This is a genomic window from Sphingomonas zeae, from assembly GCF_014197135.1.
GTDB lineage: Bacteria > Pseudomonadota > Alphaproteobacteria > Sphingomonadales > Sphingomonadaceae > Sphingomonas > Sphingomonas zeae.
In genome coordinates this window covers 24,308-42,222 of sequence record NZ_JACIFA010000005.1, presented here as the reverse complement: position 1 = coordinate 42,222, position 17,915 = coordinate 24,308, and the positions used below count along the sequence as shown (strand labels likewise).

15 protein-coding genes are annotated in these 17,915 nt (G+C 65.2%); 8 read left to right on the top strand and 7 right to left on the bottom strand.

Annotation, left to right across the window (positions count from 1 at the left end; genetic code table 11):
• Positions 1-77 precede the first annotated feature (77 nt).
• Positions 78-1,727, top strand: coding sequence for a CTP synthase (gene pyrG / locus GGR45_RS08840; RefSeq protein WP_175311306.1), 1,650 nt, complete (start codon positions 78-80; stop codon positions 1,725-1,727).
• A gap of 186 nt (positions 1,728-1,913) precedes the next feature.
• On the opposite strand, the gene GGR45_RS08835 is transcribed toward pyrG, so the two are convergent.
• Positions 1,914-2,393: an Hsp20 family protein gene (locus GGR45_RS08835; protein ID WP_175311305.1), complete on the bottom strand. Its 480-nt coding sequence runs from the start codon at positions 2,391-2,393 to the stop codon at positions 1,914-1,916.
• 245 nt (positions 2,394-2,638) lie between these two features.
• On the opposite strand from GGR45_RS08835, the gene GGR45_RS08830 reads away from it, so the two are divergent.
• The 5 genes from GGR45_RS08830 to GGR45_RS08810 all read left to right on the top strand — a co-directional run bounded on the left by GGR45_RS08830 (position 2,639) and on the right by GGR45_RS08810 (position 8,700).
• Entirely contained in the window at positions 2,639-5,080 is a 2,442-nt protein-coding gene (locus tag GGR45_RS08830) for a TonB-dependent receptor (RefSeq protein WP_175311304.1), read from the top strand.
• A 591-nt stretch (positions 5,081-5,671) separates the two neighbouring features.
• Positions 5,672-6,922, top strand: coding sequence for a lipoprotein-releasing ABC transporter permease subunit (locus GGR45_RS08825; protein WP_175311303.1), 1,251 nt, complete (start codon positions 5,672-5,674; stop codon positions 6,920-6,922).
• A gap of 13 nt (positions 6,923-6,935) precedes the next feature.
• A complete protein-coding gene (locus tag GGR45_RS08820; RefSeq protein WP_175311481.1) occupies positions 6,936-7,634 on the top strand; it encodes an ABC transporter ATP-binding protein in 699 nt (232 codons plus the stop codon).
• The gene (locus tag GGR45_RS08815; protein WP_175311302.1) at positions 7,631-8,224 is read left to right on the top strand and encodes a GNAT family N-acetyltransferase; all 594 of its coding nucleotides are present in this window, start codon (positions 7,631-7,633) and stop codon (positions 8,222-8,224) included. The genes GGR45_RS08820 and GGR45_RS08815 overlap by 4 nt, the downstream gene beginning before the upstream one ends.
• Positions 8,221-8,700: a glutathione peroxidase gene (locus GGR45_RS08810; protein WP_175311301.1), complete on the top strand. Its 480-nt coding sequence runs from the start codon at positions 8,221-8,223 to the stop codon at positions 8,698-8,700. The genes GGR45_RS08815 and GGR45_RS08810 overlap by 4 nt, the downstream gene beginning before the upstream one ends.
• A gap of 47 nt (positions 8,701-8,747) precedes the next feature.
• On the opposite strand, the gene GGR45_RS08805 is transcribed toward GGR45_RS08810, so the two are convergent.
• Complete coding sequence (locus GGR45_RS08805) at positions 8,748-9,314, bottom strand: HdeD family acid-resistance protein (protein ID WP_175311300.1); 567 nt, start codon at positions 9,312-9,314, stop codon at positions 8,748-8,750.
• Positions 9,315-9,418: 104 nt separating this feature from the next.
• Between GGR45_RS08805 and dnaE the strand changes: the two genes are divergently transcribed.
• Positions 9,419-12,907, top strand: coding sequence for a DNA polymerase III subunit alpha (gene dnaE / locus GGR45_RS08800; RefSeq protein ID WP_175311299.1), 3,489 nt, complete (start codon positions 9,419-9,421; stop codon positions 12,905-12,907).
• Between the two features lie 73 nt (positions 12,908-12,980).
• Here the strand turns inward: dnaE and GGR45_RS19820 are convergent, their stop codons facing one another.
• Both GGR45_RS19820 and GGR45_RS08795 read right to left on the bottom strand, forming a co-directional pair.
• Positions 12,981-13,115 carry a hypothetical protein gene (locus tag GGR45_RS19820; protein WP_281394119.1) on the bottom strand — a complete coding sequence of 45 codons (135 nt, stop codon included), beginning with the start codon at positions 13,113-13,115 and terminating at the stop codon, positions 12,981-12,983.
• A gap of 48 nt (positions 13,116-13,163) precedes the next feature.
• Positions 13,164-14,246 (bottom strand): PA0069 family radical SAM protein, encoded by a 1,083-nt coding sequence (locus GGR45_RS08795; protein ID WP_175311298.1) that lies wholly within the window; start codon positions 14,244-14,246, stop codon positions 13,164-13,166.
• A gap of 52 nt (positions 14,247-14,298) precedes the next feature.
• On the opposite strand from GGR45_RS08795, the gene GGR45_RS08790 reads away from it, so the two are divergent.
• Complete coding sequence (locus GGR45_RS08790; protein WP_175311297.1) at positions 14,299-14,631, top strand: VOC family protein; 333 nt, start codon at positions 14,299-14,301, stop codon at positions 14,629-14,631.
• Here GGR45_RS08790 and moaB read toward each other — a convergent pair whose 3' ends face one another.
• The 3 genes from moaB to GGR45_RS08775 form a co-directional block, all read right to left on the bottom strand.
• Positions 14,632-15,159: a molybdenum cofactor biosynthesis protein B gene (moaB, locus tag GGR45_RS08785; protein ID WP_175311296.1), complete on the bottom strand. Its 528-nt coding sequence runs from the start codon at positions 15,157-15,159 to the stop codon at positions 14,632-14,634.
• 88 nt (positions 15,160-15,247) lie between these two features.
• Positions 15,248-17,113 (bottom strand): lytic transglycosylase domain-containing protein, encoded by a 1,866-nt coding sequence (locus GGR45_RS08780; protein WP_175311295.1) that lies wholly within the window; start codon positions 17,111-17,113, stop codon positions 15,248-15,250.
• Entirely contained in the window at positions 17,110-17,865 is a 756-nt protein-coding gene (locus GGR45_RS08775; RefSeq protein ID WP_175311294.1) for a uracil-DNA glycosylase, read from the bottom strand. The genes GGR45_RS08780 and GGR45_RS08775 overlap by 4 nt, the downstream gene beginning before the upstream one ends.
• Positions 17,866-17,915 lie beyond the last annotated feature (50 nt).

The window sequence follows — 17,915 nt, the reverse complement described above, 5'->3', positions numbered from 1 at the left end:
GTGCCGCCGACATTTTCCGGCGGCGCGCATCTTTGCTGTTGTCGTATCCCCCCCATCCAAGCTAGGCGATTCTTCCCATGGCGCGGTATATCTTCATCACCGGCGGCGTGGTTTCGTCGCTCGGCAAAGGCCTCATGGCGGCCTCTCTTGCGGCTCTTCTGCAGGCGCGCGGCTACAGCGTGCGCATCCGCAAGTTCGATCCCTATCTCAACGTCGATCCGGGCACGATGAGCCCGTATCAGCATGGCGAAGTCTATGTGACCGACGACGGGGCCGAGACCGATCTCGACCTGGGTCACTATGAACGTTTCACTGGCGTGTCCTCGCGCCAGTCGGACAACGTCACCTCGGGCCGTATCTACAAGACGATCATCGAGCGCGAGCGGCGCGGCGACTATCTGGGCGCGACCGTCCAGGTGATCCCGCACGTCACCGACGCGATCAAGGCGTTCGCGCGGGCCGACACGGTCGATGAGAATGGTGAAGAGATCGACTTCATCCTGTGCGAGATCGGCGGCACGGTCGGCGACATCGAATCGCTGCCCTTCATCGAGGCGATCCGCCAGCTCAAGAACGAGCTGGGTCGTGGCAAGTCGATCAGCATCCACGTCACGCTGGTGCCCTATATCGCGGCGGCCGGTGAGTTGAAGACCAAGCCGACCCAGCATTCGGTGCGCGAGATCGCGGCGCTGGGCGTTGCGCCCGACGTGCTGGTCTGCCGCTGCGAGCATCCGCTGCCCGCATCGGACCGCGCCAAAATCGGCCTGTTCTGCAATGTGCCGCCCTCGGCCGTCATCCCCGCACTGGATGCCAAGAGCATCTATGCGGTGCCTTTGCAGTATCACGCCGAGGGTCTCGATTCGGAAGTGCTGCGGGCCTTCGGCATCGAGCCCGAGGGCGCGCCGGACCTGTCGCGCTGGACCGAGATCGTCGATCGACTGGTCAATCCGGAAGGCGAAGTGACGATCGGCGTGGTCGGCAAATATGTCGGCTTGCAGGACGCGTACAAGTCACTGAACGAAGCGCTCGTCCATGGCGGCATCGCCAATAGGGTGAAGGTCCATATCCGGTGGATCGACGCCGAACTGTTCGAGGGCGACGAGAGCGAGATCGCCCAGCAGCTCGAACCCTGCCACGCCATCCTGGTCCCCGGCGCGTTCGGTGAACGTGGCGCGCAGGGCAAGATCGAGGCGGTCCGTTTCGCTCGTGAGCGCCGCGTGCCCTATTTCGGCATCTGCTTCGGGATGCAGATGGCCTGTGTCGAGGGCGCACGGAATCTGGCCGGGATCGCGGACGCCTCCTCGACCGAATTCGGCCCGGCCTCGGAGCCGGTTGTCGGCCTCATCACCGAATGGATGGGCCGTGACGGCCTGGAGAAGCGTGAGGCGAGCGGCGATCTGGGCGGCACGATGCGACTGGGCGCCTATCCGGCGAAGCTGGCGGGCAACAGCGTCGTGGCGTCGATCTATGGGTCTGAAGACATTTCCGAGCGTCACCGTCACCGCTACGAAGTGAACACAGGCTATAAGGACGCGCTGGAAAAAGGCGGCCTGGTGTTCAGCGGCATGTCGCCCGACGGCACGCTGCCCGAAATTGTCGAGCGGCCCGACCATCCATGGTTCGTCGGCGTGCAGTTCCACCCGGAATTGAAGTCCAAGCCCTTCGACCCGCATCCGCTCTTCGCCAGCTTCGTCGAAGCGGCGGTGAAGCAGAGCCGGTTGGTTTGATTTCGGAACCCCGCTCCCGGACGACGGGGGCGGGGTTTTCGTTGTTCGCGCCCAACCCCCGTTCAGCCTGAACGGAGGGTGGGCTGGAAAAGCGCGGGGCAAGCGCAACCGAAAAACAAAAGGCGCCCGGACCCGTCGGCCCGGACGCCCCGCGACGTCTTCAGGGAGAGAAAGACGTCGAGTGGTTTACGCCGCCTTGGCCTCGTCGGCCTTGTCGTCGGCGTGATGTTCGACCGCGGCGAGCGGCTGGCCCGTCTTGATCGCGATCGTCTTGGGCTTCATCGCCTCGGGCACCTCGCGGACGAGGTCGATGACGAGCAGGCCATCGTTCAGGCGCGCATCCTCGACGAACACGAAGTCCGCCAGTTCGAAGCGCCGCTCGAACGAGCGATTGGCGATGCCGACATGCAGGAAGTTGGGCGAATTCGCCTTGTCATCCTTCTTGCCGGTGACGAGCAGCATGTTTTGCTGCGCGGTGATCTCGATTTCGTCCCGGGCGAATCCGGCCACCGCCAGGGTGATGCGGTAACGGTCGTCGGCCAGACGCTCGAGGTTGAAGGGGGGATAGTTTTCCGCCGAATTGGCCCGCGAATTGGCCTCCAGCAGATCGAACAGCCGGTCGAAGCCGATGGTCGAGCGGCGGTACGGAGTCAGATCGATACGCATGTCAAAACCTCCATCAGAAGCGAATTGAAACGGGATCGGCCGGTTCACCCCGGCACGGGGCGGTTCGACCCATCCGTGCGGCCCGGTCCCGGCACCGCACGCGAACCGATATGGTTCAAGAAAATGTGGCTTCAAGGGCTTTTTTGGATCGAAAAGCAAATCTTCGCTCACCCCAAGCCATCGCTGGATTGAATGCCTACTAAAACGATGTGTGAATGGGAGATGAAATAAAAAGGGGAGCTTCCATGTCCTTGACCCTGGCCCTGATCCTGGCCGCCCAGACGGCCGCTGCCGCCAATCCGCAAGTCGATGTGACGGCCGAGCCGCAGACCAACCAGACCGCCCGCGACGAAGGGCGGCTGGGCACCGCGCAGCAGGGTGGGGGCGACGTCGTCGTCACCGCGCGCCGTCGGGCCGAGACGATCCAGAGCGTGCCCATCGCCATGTCGGTGATCGGCGGCACTGCGCTGGCCGAGACGGGGACGTATAATGTCAATCGGCTGACCCAGATCCAGCCGACGCTGCAATTCTACTCGACCAACCCGCGCAACTCGGCCGCCAATATTCGCGGGCTGGGCGCGCCTTTCGGCCTGACCAATGACGGGATCGAGCAGGGCGTCGGCATCTATGTCGATCAGGTCTATTATAGCCGCATCGCCTCGGCGACGTTCGACTTCACCGATACCGAGCGAATCGAGGTGCTACGCGGACCGCAAGGCACGCTCTATGGCAAGAACACCACGGCGGGCGCCATCAACATCATCACGCGTCCGCCCAGCTTCACGCCCGAGGCGCGAGTCGAGTTGAGCGCGGGCAATTACAACTTCTTCCAGGGCAAGGCGTCGGTGTCCGGCCCGCTGGTCGACGACAAGGTGGCGGTGCGGCTGTCGACCTCGATCACCACACGGCGCGGCACCATTTACAACACCCGCCAGCAGGAATGGCAGAACTCGCAGGACAATCTGTCGCTACGCAGCCAGTTTCTTTGGCACGCGACGCCGACGCTCGACCTGACCCTGTCGGGCGATTACGCGCGGCAGAACCCCAATTGCTGCGTGCAATATTATGCGCGGGTCGGTGCGACGCAGCGACCGCTCAACCGGCAATATGCGGCCTTGGCGGCGGCGCAGGGCTATAGCGTGCCCTCGACCAATGCCTTCGACCGGCTGACCGATGTCGATACCGATCTGCGCGCCAAGCAGGAGCTGGGCGGGCTGTCGCTGGTCGCCAATTGGGATGTGGGGGAGGCGACGCTGACCAGCGTGTCCGCGTGGCGTTTCTGGCATTGGGACCCGTCCAATGACCGCGATTTCATCGGCCTGCCGATCACCACGGTTTCGGCCAATCCGTCGCAGCAGAGCCAGGTCACGCAGGAACTCCGCATCGCGTCGAACGGCAAGCGGAAGCTCGATTATGTGCTGGGCGCCTTCTATTTCTGGCAGTCGATCGACACGCAGGGGCTGCAGGTACAGGGTCCGGCGGCAAGCGCCTTCCTGCTCAACCCGACCAGTGCGGCGGGGCGGAACCCGGCGACACTGAACGGGCTGACGTCGCGCAATACGATCGGTTTCACCAACACCTCGGCCGCGCTGTTCGGCAAATTGACCTGGCATGTCGACGACCGCCTGTCGGTGTCGCCGGGGCTGCGGCTGAATTACGACCGCAAGGATGGCTCCTATCTCTCGGTCGTGACCAATGGCGCAGGCTCGACCAGCCTGACCAGCGACCAGCGTGGGGTGTTGGCGCCGCAGAACTACACGCCGTCCTTCACCAACTGGAACCTGTCGGGCGATCTGACCGTCGCGTACGAGTTCAACCCCAACGTCCATTATTACGCCACCTATGCGCGCAGCTATAAGTCGGGCGGGATCAACTTGTCGGGCCTGCCGCTCGATGCGCAAAACAACCCGATCCTCGCGACTCAGACGGTGAAGCCGGAAAAGGTCAATCATTTCGAACTGGGGCTGAAGACGCAATTCGCCGATCGCCGCGCCACGGTGAACATCGCGGGCTTCTGGACCGAGATCGGCGATTATCAGGCGACGGTGAACAACCTCCAGGTCAACGTCCTGCGCGGATACCTCGCCAATGCGGGCCGGGTGCGGACACGCGGGATCGAGATCGACTCGGCCTTCCGCCCCACCGAGCGGTTCAACATCTATGCCAATGGTGCCTTCACCGATGCGCGCTACACCCGCTTCACCAATGCGCCGTGCCCGCCCGAACTGTCGGGCGGTACCGCACTGCCGGTGGTGAATGGCCAGATCGTCGGCACCCCGGCGGCGGCGGGGACGCCGGGCGCTTCGCTGCCCTATTGCAACATCTCGGGCCAGTGGCTGCCGGGCGTGTCGCGCTGGGCCTTTTCCTACGGCGCGGAATATGACCTGCCCGCGACCGTGGCGGGGACCGAGGGGCAATTCTATCTGGGCTATGACGGCAGCTACCGCTCGAAATTCTCGTCCAATCCGTCGCGCTCGACCTATACCGATATCAACGGCTATAGCCTGTCCAACGTCCGTGCCGGGTTCAAGGCGCCGGGTAGCTGGAACGCCTTCGTCTGGGTGCGCAACCTGTTCGACCACGATTATTACGAGCTGCTGGCGACCCAGTCGGGATCGACCGGGCTGATCGTGGGGCAACCGGGCGATCCGCGCACCTATGGGTTCACCATCTCCAAGTCGTTCTGATCGAATCCCCCGATGCTTGCTCGGAAAGGCCGGCCGGCGACAACTTTGGTGGCGGAGCAAAACAGATCGACGAATCCAGAATTCGTCCAGATTCGGTTCATCTTGATTTGCTATAGGTAAAGTCCCTTACGGGCGCCGGGCCGGCACCGGGGAACGGCAGTCTGGAAGCTCCCCGTTCCCTCGCCGGTTCCGGCGGCTTTTCAGGGTCGAAAGTGAGGGCGGTGTTGACGGAATGACAAACGCCCGGACCGTTTCCGATCCGGGCGCCTGCGTGACGATCGCTCGTCAGCCCCCTTTTCTCGCTCCCGCATCAACCTCATTGGGCGAGCGTTGGAGCAATCCCCGAACCACGGCCGTTTTTGCCTGTGTCTCAGTGCGATTGTGGTACGTTAGGACGGGCCGACTTGTCATCCCTCTTGCGGCATTCCCGCTACGATTGCGCGGCTTGTGTGGCGTGCGCGCAACAATGTGCCGGGTCGCCTATTTGGTCTGTCATAACGGGCTTGGCGGGGCGGGTGCCATTGCCAGTATCGGACCTGCCCCGTACAGCCGCCACAGCTTCAGGACTTTCCATGGATCGATCGGACCGCAATGATCCTCTCTCGCTATGAACGAATGATCGCCCGGCGCTATCTGCTGCCGGGCAAGGGAGAGGCGTTCATCTTCCTGGTCGCCTCGATCAGCCTGGTCGCGGTCATGCTGGGCGTCGCCGCGCTGGTCATCGTGATGAGCGTGATGAACGGCTTTCGTGCCGAGCTGTTCGACAAGATCGTCGGGTTGAACGGCCATGCAGTGGTGCAGGGGGTGGGCGGACGCCTGCCGGACTGGCGCGATATCGTGCGCGAGGCCAAGGTCACGCCGGGCGTCACCAGCGCGGTGCCGATGATCGAGCAGCCGCTGATGTCCAGCTATAACGGCCGGGTCGAGGCGGTGTTGGTTCGGGGGATGCGGGTGCAGGACATCCGGGGTAATTCCGCCATACGCTCCAAGATCATCATGGGCGATCTGAACCGCGTCACGCCCGGTAGCGGCCGGATCGCGATAGGCAGCCGCTTGGCGGAGGCGCTTGGCGCACAGGTCGGCTCGGAAATCTCCCTCATCAGTCCGCAGGGGCAGACCACGCCCTTCGGTACGGTCCCACGCATCGTCAGCTATACGGTCGGCGCGATCTTCGAAATCGGGGTGTACGACTATGACAAAGCGTACGTCATCATGCCGATCGAGGATGCGCAGACGCTGCTGTTGATGGGCGATACGGTCGGCATGGTCGAAATCCAGACGGTGGATGCCGACCGGGTCGGGCAAATCCTGGCACCGCTCGCCGAGAAGCTGGGCGGTCGTGCCGTCATCGCCGATTGGCGGACGATGAACGCCCAGTTGTTCGAGGCGCTGGCGGTCGAGAGGGTGGCGATGTTCACCGTGCTGTCGATCATCATCCTGGTCGCGGTGTTCAACATCCTGTCCTCGCTCATCATGCTGGTTCGCGCCAAGACGCGCGACATCGCGATCCTGCGCACCATGGGCGCGACGCGGGGCGGGTTGATGCGCATCTTCATGACGGTCGGCACCACCATCGGTGCGCTGGGGACGCTGGCCGGGCTGGTGCTGGGAGCGATCTTCCTTTTCTATCGCCAGGGGGTGGTGAACTTCGTCCAGTTCGTGACGGGGCAGAATCTCTGGGACCCGTCGATCCGCTATCTGACCGAGCTGCCGTCCAAGACCGATCCGGTCGAGATCATCGTGATCGCATCGATGGCGCTCGTCTTCTCTTTCCTCGCCACGCTCTATCCCGCCTGGAAGGCGGCGAGCACGGACCCGGTTCAGGTGCTGCGCTATGAATGATCCGATCATCCGCATGGGAACTGCAGTCGAGCCCCGCGCGGCCGAGCCGGTGCTGGCAACTCGCGAATTGTCGCGCAGCTTCACGCAAGGCGGCCAGACGATCGAGGTGCTGCGCGGTGTCGATCTGGCGATCGCGCCGGGCGAGATCGTCGCGCTGCTCGGACCTTCTGGTTCGGGCAAGTCGACGCTGTTGCAGGCGGTCGGGCTGCTCGAAGGCGGCTTTTCGGGATCGATCCGTATCGCGGGCGACGAGGTGTCCAAGCTCGACTCGCATGGCCGTACTATCGCGCGGCGGGACTATCTGGGCTTTGTCTATCAGTTCCACCATCTGTTGCCTGATTTCAACGCGATCGAGAATGTCGTCCTGCCGCAACTCGTCCAGGGCAAGCTGCCTGGCGAAGCCGAGGCGCGGGCCAAGGCTTTGCTGACTGCGCTGGGGCTGGGCCACCGGCTGACCCACCGGCCCAGCCAGCTGTCCGGCGGCGAGCAGCAGCGCGTGGCGGTCGCCCGTGCGCTCGCCAACCAGCCGCCGCTGGTGCTGGCGGACGAGCCGACCGGTAATCTGGACGAACATACCTCCGAAGTCGTGCTGGCCGAGTTCCTGCGGCTGGTGCGCGGCGAGGGTTCGGCGGCGCTGATCGCGACGCATAATGAGCGGCTGGCGATGAAGATGGACCGGGTGGTGCGCCTGCATGAAGGCCGTCTGCAATGAGCGTCTGGACCGATACGCCGACGCTGATCGGTCGCCATGTGACGCTGCGTCCTTTCATGGAGGCCGACCTGCCCGCGTTGGTCGAGGCGGCGCGAGAGGGCGATCTCTGGAACATCTTCTACGCCAATGTCTCCATGATGAAGACGCCCGAACGCTGGCTGGCGGCGGCACTCAAGGAGCGTGATGTAGGCCGCGCGCTGCTGTTCACGGTGGAGACGCCGGGCGGAGAGGTGGTCGGCACCACCCGCTATATGCGGATCGCGCCCCAGCATCGGCGGCTGGAGATCGGCGGCACCTTCTATGCCACGCGCGTCCAGCGGACCGGCGTCAATACCGAGGCCAAGCGGATGCTGCTCGCCCACGCCTTTGAGGTGATGGCAGCGCAGGCCGTCCAGATCCGCACCGATGCGCTCAACAAGCGCAGCCAGACCGCGATCGAGCGGCTGGGCGCGAAGAAGGACGGCGTGCTGCGCGGGCATCAGGTGATGGCCGATGGGCGCATTCGCGACAGCGTCATCTATTCGATCATCGACCGCGAATGGCCTGGCGTCCGCGCCAATCTCGACTATTTGCTGGGGAAGCACGCATGAGCGGTATTTCGGATTTCACGGTCAAGGCGGCGGAAGGTCAGGCGGTCGACATGGCGGCCTATGAGGGGCGCGTGCTGCTGATCGTCAACACCGCGTCGAAATGCGGTTTTACCCCCCAATATGAGGGGCTGGAGGCGCTGCACCGCCGTTATGCGGACCAGGGGCTGACCGTGCTGGGCTTTCCCTGCAACCAGTTCGGCGCGCAGGAGCCGGGCGATGCGGCGGAGATCGCGAACTTCTGCTCGCTGACCTATGACGTCAGCTTCCCGGTAATGGCGAAGATCGACGTCAACGGCGACGATGCCCACCCGCTGTTCCAGTGGCTGAAGGCGCAGGCCCCCGGCGTGCTGGGGACCAAGGCGATCAAGTGGAACTTCACCAAGTTCCTGGTTGACCGGGACGGCAAGGTGGTCGGCCGCTATGCCCCGACGACCAAGCCCGAGGATTTGGTCAAGGACATCGAAGGGCTGCTGTAACCCCACCTCCGTTCAGCCTGAGCGCAGTCGGAGGCCCCGCGTATTCCTCACATCGAAAAGGCGCTCGCGCCTTTCTTGTGATCCAGCGCGGAGGCGATGGCGGTGATCCCGCCGAACAGGAAGCTCAGCCCCAGGATATAACCGGGCAACGTCATCGCACTCCATGGCAGGGTCGCGAGCACGAACAGCGCCAGGATGATGTTCAGCACGCCCAGGCCGATCATCCACCCACGCCGCCGCCGCATCCGTGCGCCAAGGCCGATTTCCAGCGCGCCGCGCAAAGCAAGCCATACCGCGACCAGCAGCGTGAGCGAGATCGCGCCTGTCGCAGGCTCGAACGCCATGATGAGGCCGATGACGAGCGACACCAGGCCGAACCCGATCGCATAGCCGCGCCCTTCATGGCCTTTGCCGAAAATGCCAGCACCGATCGACACCAGGCCCGCGGCGATGAAGAACGCCCCGATCACCAAGGTCGCGGCCAGCGTCGCAGGCACCGGAAACAGAAAGGCGGCAAGCCCCAGCAAGGCCGACAAAATGCCATAGGCCAATATCCAGCCCCAGCCCGCGCCGGGCCGGAAAGCGGTGGCAAAGGAACGGTCGGTATCAGTCATCGTTGCCTGCCCTGATCTGGATTGGTCCTTCTGTTGCCGTAACGGATCGGCCTGGAGCGGGTTCCGCGCTGGTCGAATCATGCGAGGTCGGATAGGGATGGGCGATGCATTCCGGATATGTGCCGCTTCGTATTTTCTCGTCCTTCACGATGCTCGACGGCGCGATCGATCCCAAGGCGATCGCGGCACAGGCCAAGGCGAATGCGTTTCCTGCCGCCGGGCTGACCGATCGCAACGGGCTGTACGCCGCGATGGCCTTTTCGGACGCGGCGAAGAAGGCGGGGGTTCAGCCGATCATCGGCACGATGCTGGGCATCGCGCGTCCCGATATGCCCGAGAACGTCGGCGCAATGGTCGACTGGATCGCGCTCTATGCGCAGGACATGGAGGGATACGACAATCTGTGTGCGCTGGTTTCGGCGGCGCATCTGGACCGCCCGATCGAGCTGGCCGCGCATGTCGGCTTCGACGTGCTGGAAAAGTTCAGCAAGGGTCTGATCGCACTAACCGCAGGCGGCGAGGGCGGCGTCGCGCGCCTATTCGCGGAAGGTCAGCCGGATCGCGCCAAGGCCTATGCCGACCGGCTCCAGGCGATCTTCGGCGACCGGCTCTATGTCGAACTGGCGCGCCGCGACGACGCAATCGAAATGGCGGCTGAGCAGGACCTGATCGACCTGGCCTATGACCGCGACCTGCCCTTGGTCGCGACCAACCCCTGCTGCTTCGCCGATAGCGGCTTCCGCGATGCGCATGACGCCATGCTGTGCATCGCCAATTCGACCTATGTCGAAATGGACGACCGCCCCAAGAGCTGCCCCGAGGCTTGGCTCAAGCCCGCCGAGGTGATGAAGCAGCTGTTCGCTGACCTGCCCGAGGCGATCGACAACACGCTGGTCGTCGCGCAACGCTGCGCGGTGATGGCGCCGTGGCGCAAGCCCATCCTGCCCAGCCTGGCAGGCGACCGGGAGGGGGAGGCCGCGATGCTGCGCCGCGACGCGACCGCGGGCCTGGAGGCTCGGCTCGACCGTATTGCCGAGCTGGAGGGCGAGGGCGAACCCGGCTGGCGCGAGGCCTATCACGAGCGACTGAAGTTCGAGGTCGACATCATCATCCAGATGGGCTTCCCCGGCTATTTCCTGATCGTCGCCGACTTCATCAAATGGGCCAAGGACCACGACATCCCCGTGGGGCCGGGCCGTGGTTCGGGCGCGGGCTCGGTCGTCGCCTGGGCGCTGACCATCACCGACCTCGATCCCCTGAAGCTGGGCCTGCTGTTCGAGCGCTTCCTGAACCCGGAACGTGTGTCGATGCCCGACTTCGACATCGACTTTTGCGAAACCCGGCGTGGCGAGGTCATCCGCTACGTCCAGGAGAAATATGGCCGCGATCAGGTCGCGCAGATCATCACCTTCGGTAAGCTGAAGGCGCGCGCAGTGCTCAAGGACACCGGCCGTGTGCTCCAGATGAGCTATGGCCAGGTCGACCGCCTCGCCAAGCTGGTGCCCAACCACCCGACCGACCCCTGGGACCTGAAGCGCGCACTGAACGGCGTGCCCGAGTTGGCGAAGGAATATGCCAACGACAATCAGGTCCGCCGTCTGCTCGACCTCGCGACCAAGCTGGAGGGTCTGCCGCGCCACTCGTCCACCCATGCCGCGGGTGTGGTGATCGGCGATCGGCCGCTCGCGCAGCTGGTCCCGCTCTACCGCGATCCGCGTTCGGACATGCCGGTCACGCAGTTCGACATGAAGTTCGTCGAGGGCGCGGGGCTGGTGAAGTTCGACTTCCTCGGCCTCAAGACCCTGTCGGTCCTGCAAAAGGCGGTGCAGCTGCTCGCCAAGCGCGGGGTCGAGGTCGATCTGGGCGCGCTCGCCTGGGACGACGATGCGACCTACGCGCTGCTCCAGAAGGGCGACACCGTCGGCGTGTTCCAGCTGGAATCCGAAGGGATGCGGCGCACCCTGTCCGCCGTGCGTCCGACCAATTTCGGCGACATCATCGCGCTCGTGTCGCTGTACCGGCCGGGTCCGATGGACAATATCCCCAGCTTCGGTCGCCGCAAGCAGGGCACCGAGGAGATCATCTACCCGCATCCCCTGCTCGAACAGATATTGTCCGAAACCTACGGCATTTTCGTCTATCAGGAACAGGTGATGCAGGCCGCCCAGATATTGGCGGGCTATTCGCTCGGCGGCGCAGATCTTCTCCGTCGCGCGATGGGCAAGAAGGTGAAGGCGGAGATGGACGCGCAGCGTGCCATCTTCGTCAAGGGATGCCAGGAGGTGAACGGCATCCCCGCGCAAAAGGCCAATGAGCTGTTCGACTTGATCGACAAGTTCGCAGGCTATGGCTTCAACAAGAGCCACGCAGCGGCCTATGCGCTGCTCGCCTATCAGACGGCTTGGCTGAAGGCGCATCACCCGCACGAATTCTATGCCGCGTCGATGTGCTACGACATGGCGCTGACCGACAAGCTCGCGATCTTCGTCGACGACGCGCGGCGCATGGGCGTGACGATGCTGCCCCCCTGCATCAACGCCAGCCAGGCCGAGTTCGATGTCGAGCCGCATGAGGATGGCCTGGCCGTCCGCTATGCGCTGGGCGCGCTCAAGTCGGTGGGCGAGGGCGCCATGGAGAAGCTGGTCGCCGAGCGCGAGGCCGGCGGCCCGTTCGCCTCGCTCGACGCGCTCGCCAAGCGGGTCGATCCCCGGCTGATGAACAAGCGCCAGCTGGAAACGCTGGCCTCGGCGGGTGCGTTTGACGGGATCGAGCCTAACCGCGCGGGCGTCCATGCGGTCGCCGAAATGGTGCTCGCCATCGCCGCACGCACCCATGAGGGGCGGACCAGCGGGCAGGGCGGTCTGTTCGGCGAAACCGAAGTCGCGGGCGACGCGATCAAGCTGCCGACCGGCGCCCGCTGGAGCTTGTCGCAGCGGATGGAGCAGGAGAAGGAGGCATTCGGCTTCTATTTCTCGGCGCATCCGGTCGACCGCCATGCGCATATCGCCAAGATGCACGGCGCGCGGACCTATACCTCGCTGACCGAACTCGTCATCCCCGACGACGGCGCGCGGATCGGTGCGACCATGGCGGCGCTGGTCGAGGATGCGCGCTGGCGGACCTCGGCGCGCGGCAAGCGCTATATGATGGCGCAACTGTCCGATGCGACGGGGCAGTTCCTGGCGACCTGTTTCGATGACTCGGTCGCCGCCGACCTCGAAAAGGCGGCCAAGGAAGGCGACTGCGCGCTCATCACCGTCGAACTGGACCGCCGACCGGGCGAGGAAGCGCCGCGTGTCAGCGTCAAGCGGGTTCAGTTGTTCGACGGCCTGGCGAGCACCGCCAAGTTCGTGGTCGAGGTCACGGTGACTGACAAGGTCGCCTTCAAGGCGCTCCACGCCATGCTCGACCCGCTACGCAACGGTCGGGGCGAAGTCCGGGCGCGGATCGAGGGATCGGCCGGTGATACGCTGCTGACGCTGGGCCGGAATTTCCTGCTCGATGCCGAACTGGCGAGCCATATCGAGGATTTGCCGGGCGTGAAGGCGGTGGCGATGAAATCGTCGGAGGCGCGGCTGGCCCTGGTGGGATAAAGGACCCCACCGTCATCCCGGCCTGCGCTGGGATGACGGCGTTGGGCCGGATTTTAGGAATGGGGCGGGACGATCAGCCGCCGACTTCGCGGCGATCCTGCTCGTCCTCGCCAGCCTCGCCATGATTGCCATAGCCGCCGCCCGAGCTGTCCGCCTCATCCTCGTTGGGCAGATTTTCCGGGCTGGTCTGTTCGGGATCGGTCATCATTTTTTCTCTCCTTCGCTGGCATAACGCTCCGGGGAAGCGGGACGATCCTCAGAACAGCTCGCCCTGTGGGCCTTTGGGCCGGCGGAACCAGGTTATATCGAGTTGGGGCCGGTCGAGGTTGAGCCCGTGCAGACGACAGGCGCGGTGAAAGCGGACCCGCAGAAGCTCGGCCCATGGCCCTTGCCCCTTCATCCGGGTAAAGAAATCGGGATCATTGTCGCGTCCGCCGCGCAGCGACTGGATGATCGCCATGACCTTGCCCGCCCGATCGGGAAAATGTGCGTCGAGCCAGGCGCGGAACAGCGGGGCGACTTCGTGCGGCAGGCGGACGGGGATGAAGAAGGCGTGGCGCGCGCCGGCCTCGGCCGCGCGGGCGACCAGATGCTCGATTTCATGGTCGGTAATCGCCGGAATGACCGGTGCGATCGAAACATAGGTGGGAATACCTGCGGCCACCAGTTTCGCCACGGCGGCCAACCGCCGCTCGGGCGTCGGCGCGCGGGGTTCCACCGTTCGTGCGACCTTCGCATCGAGTGACGTCACCGAGATACAGACGGTCGCCAACCCCTTGGCGGCCATGGGGGCCAGGATGTCGATGTCGCGCAGGACGCGGTCGGACTTGGTGGTGATCGCGACCGGATGATCGGTTTCGGCCAGCACCTCCAGGACCGCGCGCGTGATCCGCCATTCGCCCTCGATCGGCTGATAGGGATCGGTATTCGTCCCCAGCGCGATCGGCGCGACGCGGTATCCGGGCTTGCCCAACTCGGCACGCAGCAATTCGGCGGCGTCAGGCTTGGCGAACAACCGGCTTTCGAAGTCCAGGCCCGGTGACAGGTCGTGATAGGCATGGCTCGGTCGCGCGAAGCAATAGATACAGCCATGCTCGCAGCCGCGATAAGGATTGATCGAGCGGTCGAACGGTATGTCGGGAGAGCTGTTGCGGCTGAGGATCGTCCGTGCCCGCTCCACCGTCACGCTGGTGCGCAGCGGCGGCGGCGCGCCATCGATGGTGCCCTGGGCGTCGAGCCAGTCGCCGTCGCTTACGCTTTCAGGCAGCGCGAAGCGGCGGCTAGTCGCATTGATCGTCGCGCCGCGCTGCGTCCGTTTCGAGAAATCGGGCTTGCCCATCGTTGGAAACTAGGGCAGCTTTCAGAACATAGCAAGAACGATGGAGGGTCAGGTGGCACGCTTGGATTATTTGGAATTGCCGGTCGGCGACCGGGCGGCGGCGAAGCGGTTCTATGCGGAGGCGTTCGGCTGGACCTTCGCCGATTTTGGGCCGGACTATGCCGCGACGATGAGCGGGGATACCGATCTGGGCCTCGACGCCGCTGCGGACAAGGTGAAGGCGCCGCTGCCGGTGATCCGGGTCGACGATCTGGAGGCGACATTGGCTGCCGTCGAGGCGGCGGGCGGGTCGGTCGTCGTGCAGATCTTCGCCTTTCCCGGCGGGCGGCGCTTTCACTTCCGCGATGTCGACGGGCACGAACTCGCGGCGATGCAGGCCGACTGATTACCGCTCCAACAGGCGCGGCATAAGCTCGACAAAGTTACAGGGGCGGTGGCGGCTGTCGAGCTGGTCGCGCAGGATGCCGTTCCATGCATCTTTCACCGCGCCGGTCGAACCAGGCAGCGCAAAGATATAGGTGCCGCGCGCGACGCAGGCGCAGGCGCGCGACTGGATCGTCGAGGTGCCGATCGTCTGATAGCTGAGCCAGCGGAATAGCTCGCCGAAGCCCGGGATCATCTTGGTCGCGACGCGCTCGACCGCCTCGGGCGTGACGTCGCGGCCGGTGACGCCGGTGCCGCCCGTGGTCAGGATGCAGTCGATGCTGGCGTCGTCGATCCAGCGGTTCAGCTGCGCCACGATCTGGTCGGCGTCGTCACGCAGGATGGTGCGGTCGGCCAGTTCATGACCGGCATCGGCGAGGAGGCCGACCAGCGTGTCGCCGGAACGGTCCTCCGCCAGCGAGCGGGTGTCGGAAACGGTGAGCACCGCGATGCGGACGGGCGTGAAGCTGCGGCTGGTGTCGATGGGCATGGCGGGATGAACGTTCGATCGCGGATTTTGGGGGCGGCGTGGTGAGCGACGTCGTAGGCTAAGCGAATCCCTCTGGCCGCAAACCCGATCAATTGGCCTGCGGCATCGCCGTATGCGACTGAGGGCTGACCGTCGCGTTCAGCGCGATGGTCGTCTTCGGCGTCACGCGCGCCTGCGCCACATTGGGACGTTGCAGGCGGATCGCCGACGCGCCCGGCAGGCCGGGGAAGCGCGGCCACATCCCTTGTGCCAGCGCAGCGCGGCTAGGCGATTTCGACTTGCCGGTCTGACTCTCGTACATCCAATAGTTGCGCAGCACCATGGTGACATAGCCGCGCGTCTCCCAATAGGGGATGCTCTCGATATAGAGCAGCGGATCGCCACCGTCGCGGACCAGGCTGTTCCATTCGCCGACCGGCTTCGGCCCGGCATTATAGGCGGCGATCACCTTGGGCAGAAGGCCGCCGGTGATACCCGTCATGTCGCGCAGCCGCTCTAGATGGCGCTGGCCGATATCCATGTTGGTCGAGGGCTTGGTCAACGCCGAGCGATCGATCGACACGCCGCGTTCGCGGGCGAAATCGGTTGCCGCCGCGGGCATGATCTGCATCAGGCCATAGGCACCTGCCGGACTGACCACCTTGTTGCGGAACCCACTCTCTTGCAGGGTATGGGCATAGACGAGCGCCTTTTCGACCCGCCAGCCGCTGTCGGGCTTCCAGCTGGGCGTCGGATAGCGCGCCTCGGCCGTGGCGGTAACGCCCGCGGGGCAATTATGCGCCAGCCAGACGGTGGTGGCGGGCAGGTCGAGCGATTCAGCGAGGCGGACCAAGCTGCGGAACTCGGTCGGCTGGCCGATCCGCGCCTGCTGGCGGATCACTTGATCGGCAAGGTCGGTCTCGCCGATCTCGACCAGAGCAGCGGCGACCAGGATATTGGGGCGACGGTCGAGCGCGGCCCAGTCAGTCGCGACCAGCTGCCCCCTAGGCTCTCGGTCGCCGTGCATCCCCAGCGCCTGGCGGGCGAGCTGGCCGTAGAAGCTCTCGCGGAATTGCGAGGCAGAGCGCAGGCGACCCTCGATCTTGTCGGGGCGGCCACACACCATGTCCGCGCGCGCGGCCCAATAGAGCGCGGCGGCGCGCAGATCGACATCGGTGGCGCGCGCCGCCGTGCCCTCGAACGCGGTGGCGGCGGCCTGGCAGTCATTCTGCCGCCATGCCGACAGGGCGACGGTCCAGCGCCCCTGCACCGCCCAGTCGCCGTACCCTTCGGCGGCCTGGGCGGCGAGCGCGCGGGCATTGGCGTCGTCGCCGCTAAGGAAATAGATCCAGGCGACCTTCTGCTGCCACTCGGTCAGCGCCTCGGGCGACAAACCTTGCGTCGATTCGAGCAGCGCGCGCGCCGAGGGGCCATCATCCGCCTTGACGAAGGGCTGCATCTTGGCGGCCAGATCGGCGGCGATCTGATCACTGCGCACGCTCTTGGCACGGGTGCGGCGGGGGGCGCCGTCCTGCCAGATCAGCGTGTGGGTCTCGGGAAGGGGGGGCAGGTCATGCGCGCCGCGCGACCGGGCAAGGCGGGCCAGCTGTTCGGCCTGGGGCAGCTCGGGTGCTTCGTTGAGCAGCGCGACCAGCCGCTCGACATCGACCTTGGGCGATCCCTTGGCGGTGTAAAGCTCGGCGCGGGCGATGGCGTGGAGCGGACCGGGCTTGAGCGAATCCAGTTCCAGCTGCGCGTCGGTCCAGCGGCTGTCCCGGATCGCGGCGAAGACGCGCTCATAGCCTGCCTTCTGATCGGCATCGAGCAGCGCGGGGATGGCGGGCGGAGCCTTGAGCGCGGTGGAGCTGCGGACGTCAGCGTTGGTGACGGGTTCGGCAGCGATGGCTGCACCACTGGCGACCGTCAACAAAGCCCCGATGGCCGCGCCCTTCGCGATCGCCCGCCCCAGCTTCATGCGTTCAATTCCCCCATGACCCTTTGCAAATCCTTCCAGCTTTCCGCCTTTGCCATCGGCTTCTCGATCAGGAAGCGCGGATGGAATGTGGCGACAGCCCGGCAATTTCCGCTTTTATGGTCAACGACATGCGAATGTCCGCGCGCGTCCGTCAATTCGGTCCCAAGCACGGCACGGCTCGCCGCATTGCCGAGCAGCAACAGCCCGCGCGGGGCGATCAGACCGACATGATGCAGCGCGATTTCGGCAAGCCTCGCTTCCAGTCCGGCGGGCGTCCGTCCCGCGATCGGCCGCCGCGCGCAGACCGAGGCGATATGCACCGTCTCACGCGACTGGCCCATGGCGACGAGCATCCGGTCGAACAACCGGCCCGGCGCGCCGGACAGGATCTGCCCCGCCTCGCCATCTTCGCGATCGGGACAGTCGACCAGCACCATCAGCGCGGCATCGGCGGGGCCGGTGGCGGTCAGCGACACGCCGTCCCATGTCGCCTCCGGCGCGGCATCGGACAGCCGCCAAGCCAGAAAGGCTTCCAGCGTGTCGGGCAGTAGCGCCACCGGTGCCGTGATGGGCGCGGCAGCCGGCGAATGCTGGGGCGAGAGGGCTGGAGCACGGGCAGGCTCGGGCGCCCTCCAGTCGCGGGGCTCGTCCTCGACCAGCAGGTCGACGCCGGCATCATGCCACCAGTCGAGGATGCTGGCCGCGAGGGCACCGTCGAGCGGTGCGGTGTCGAACGTTGGAATAGCCCCCATATGACACAGGTTCATGCTGCAAGGTTGACGTGCGCGTCAATCTGTCGGAT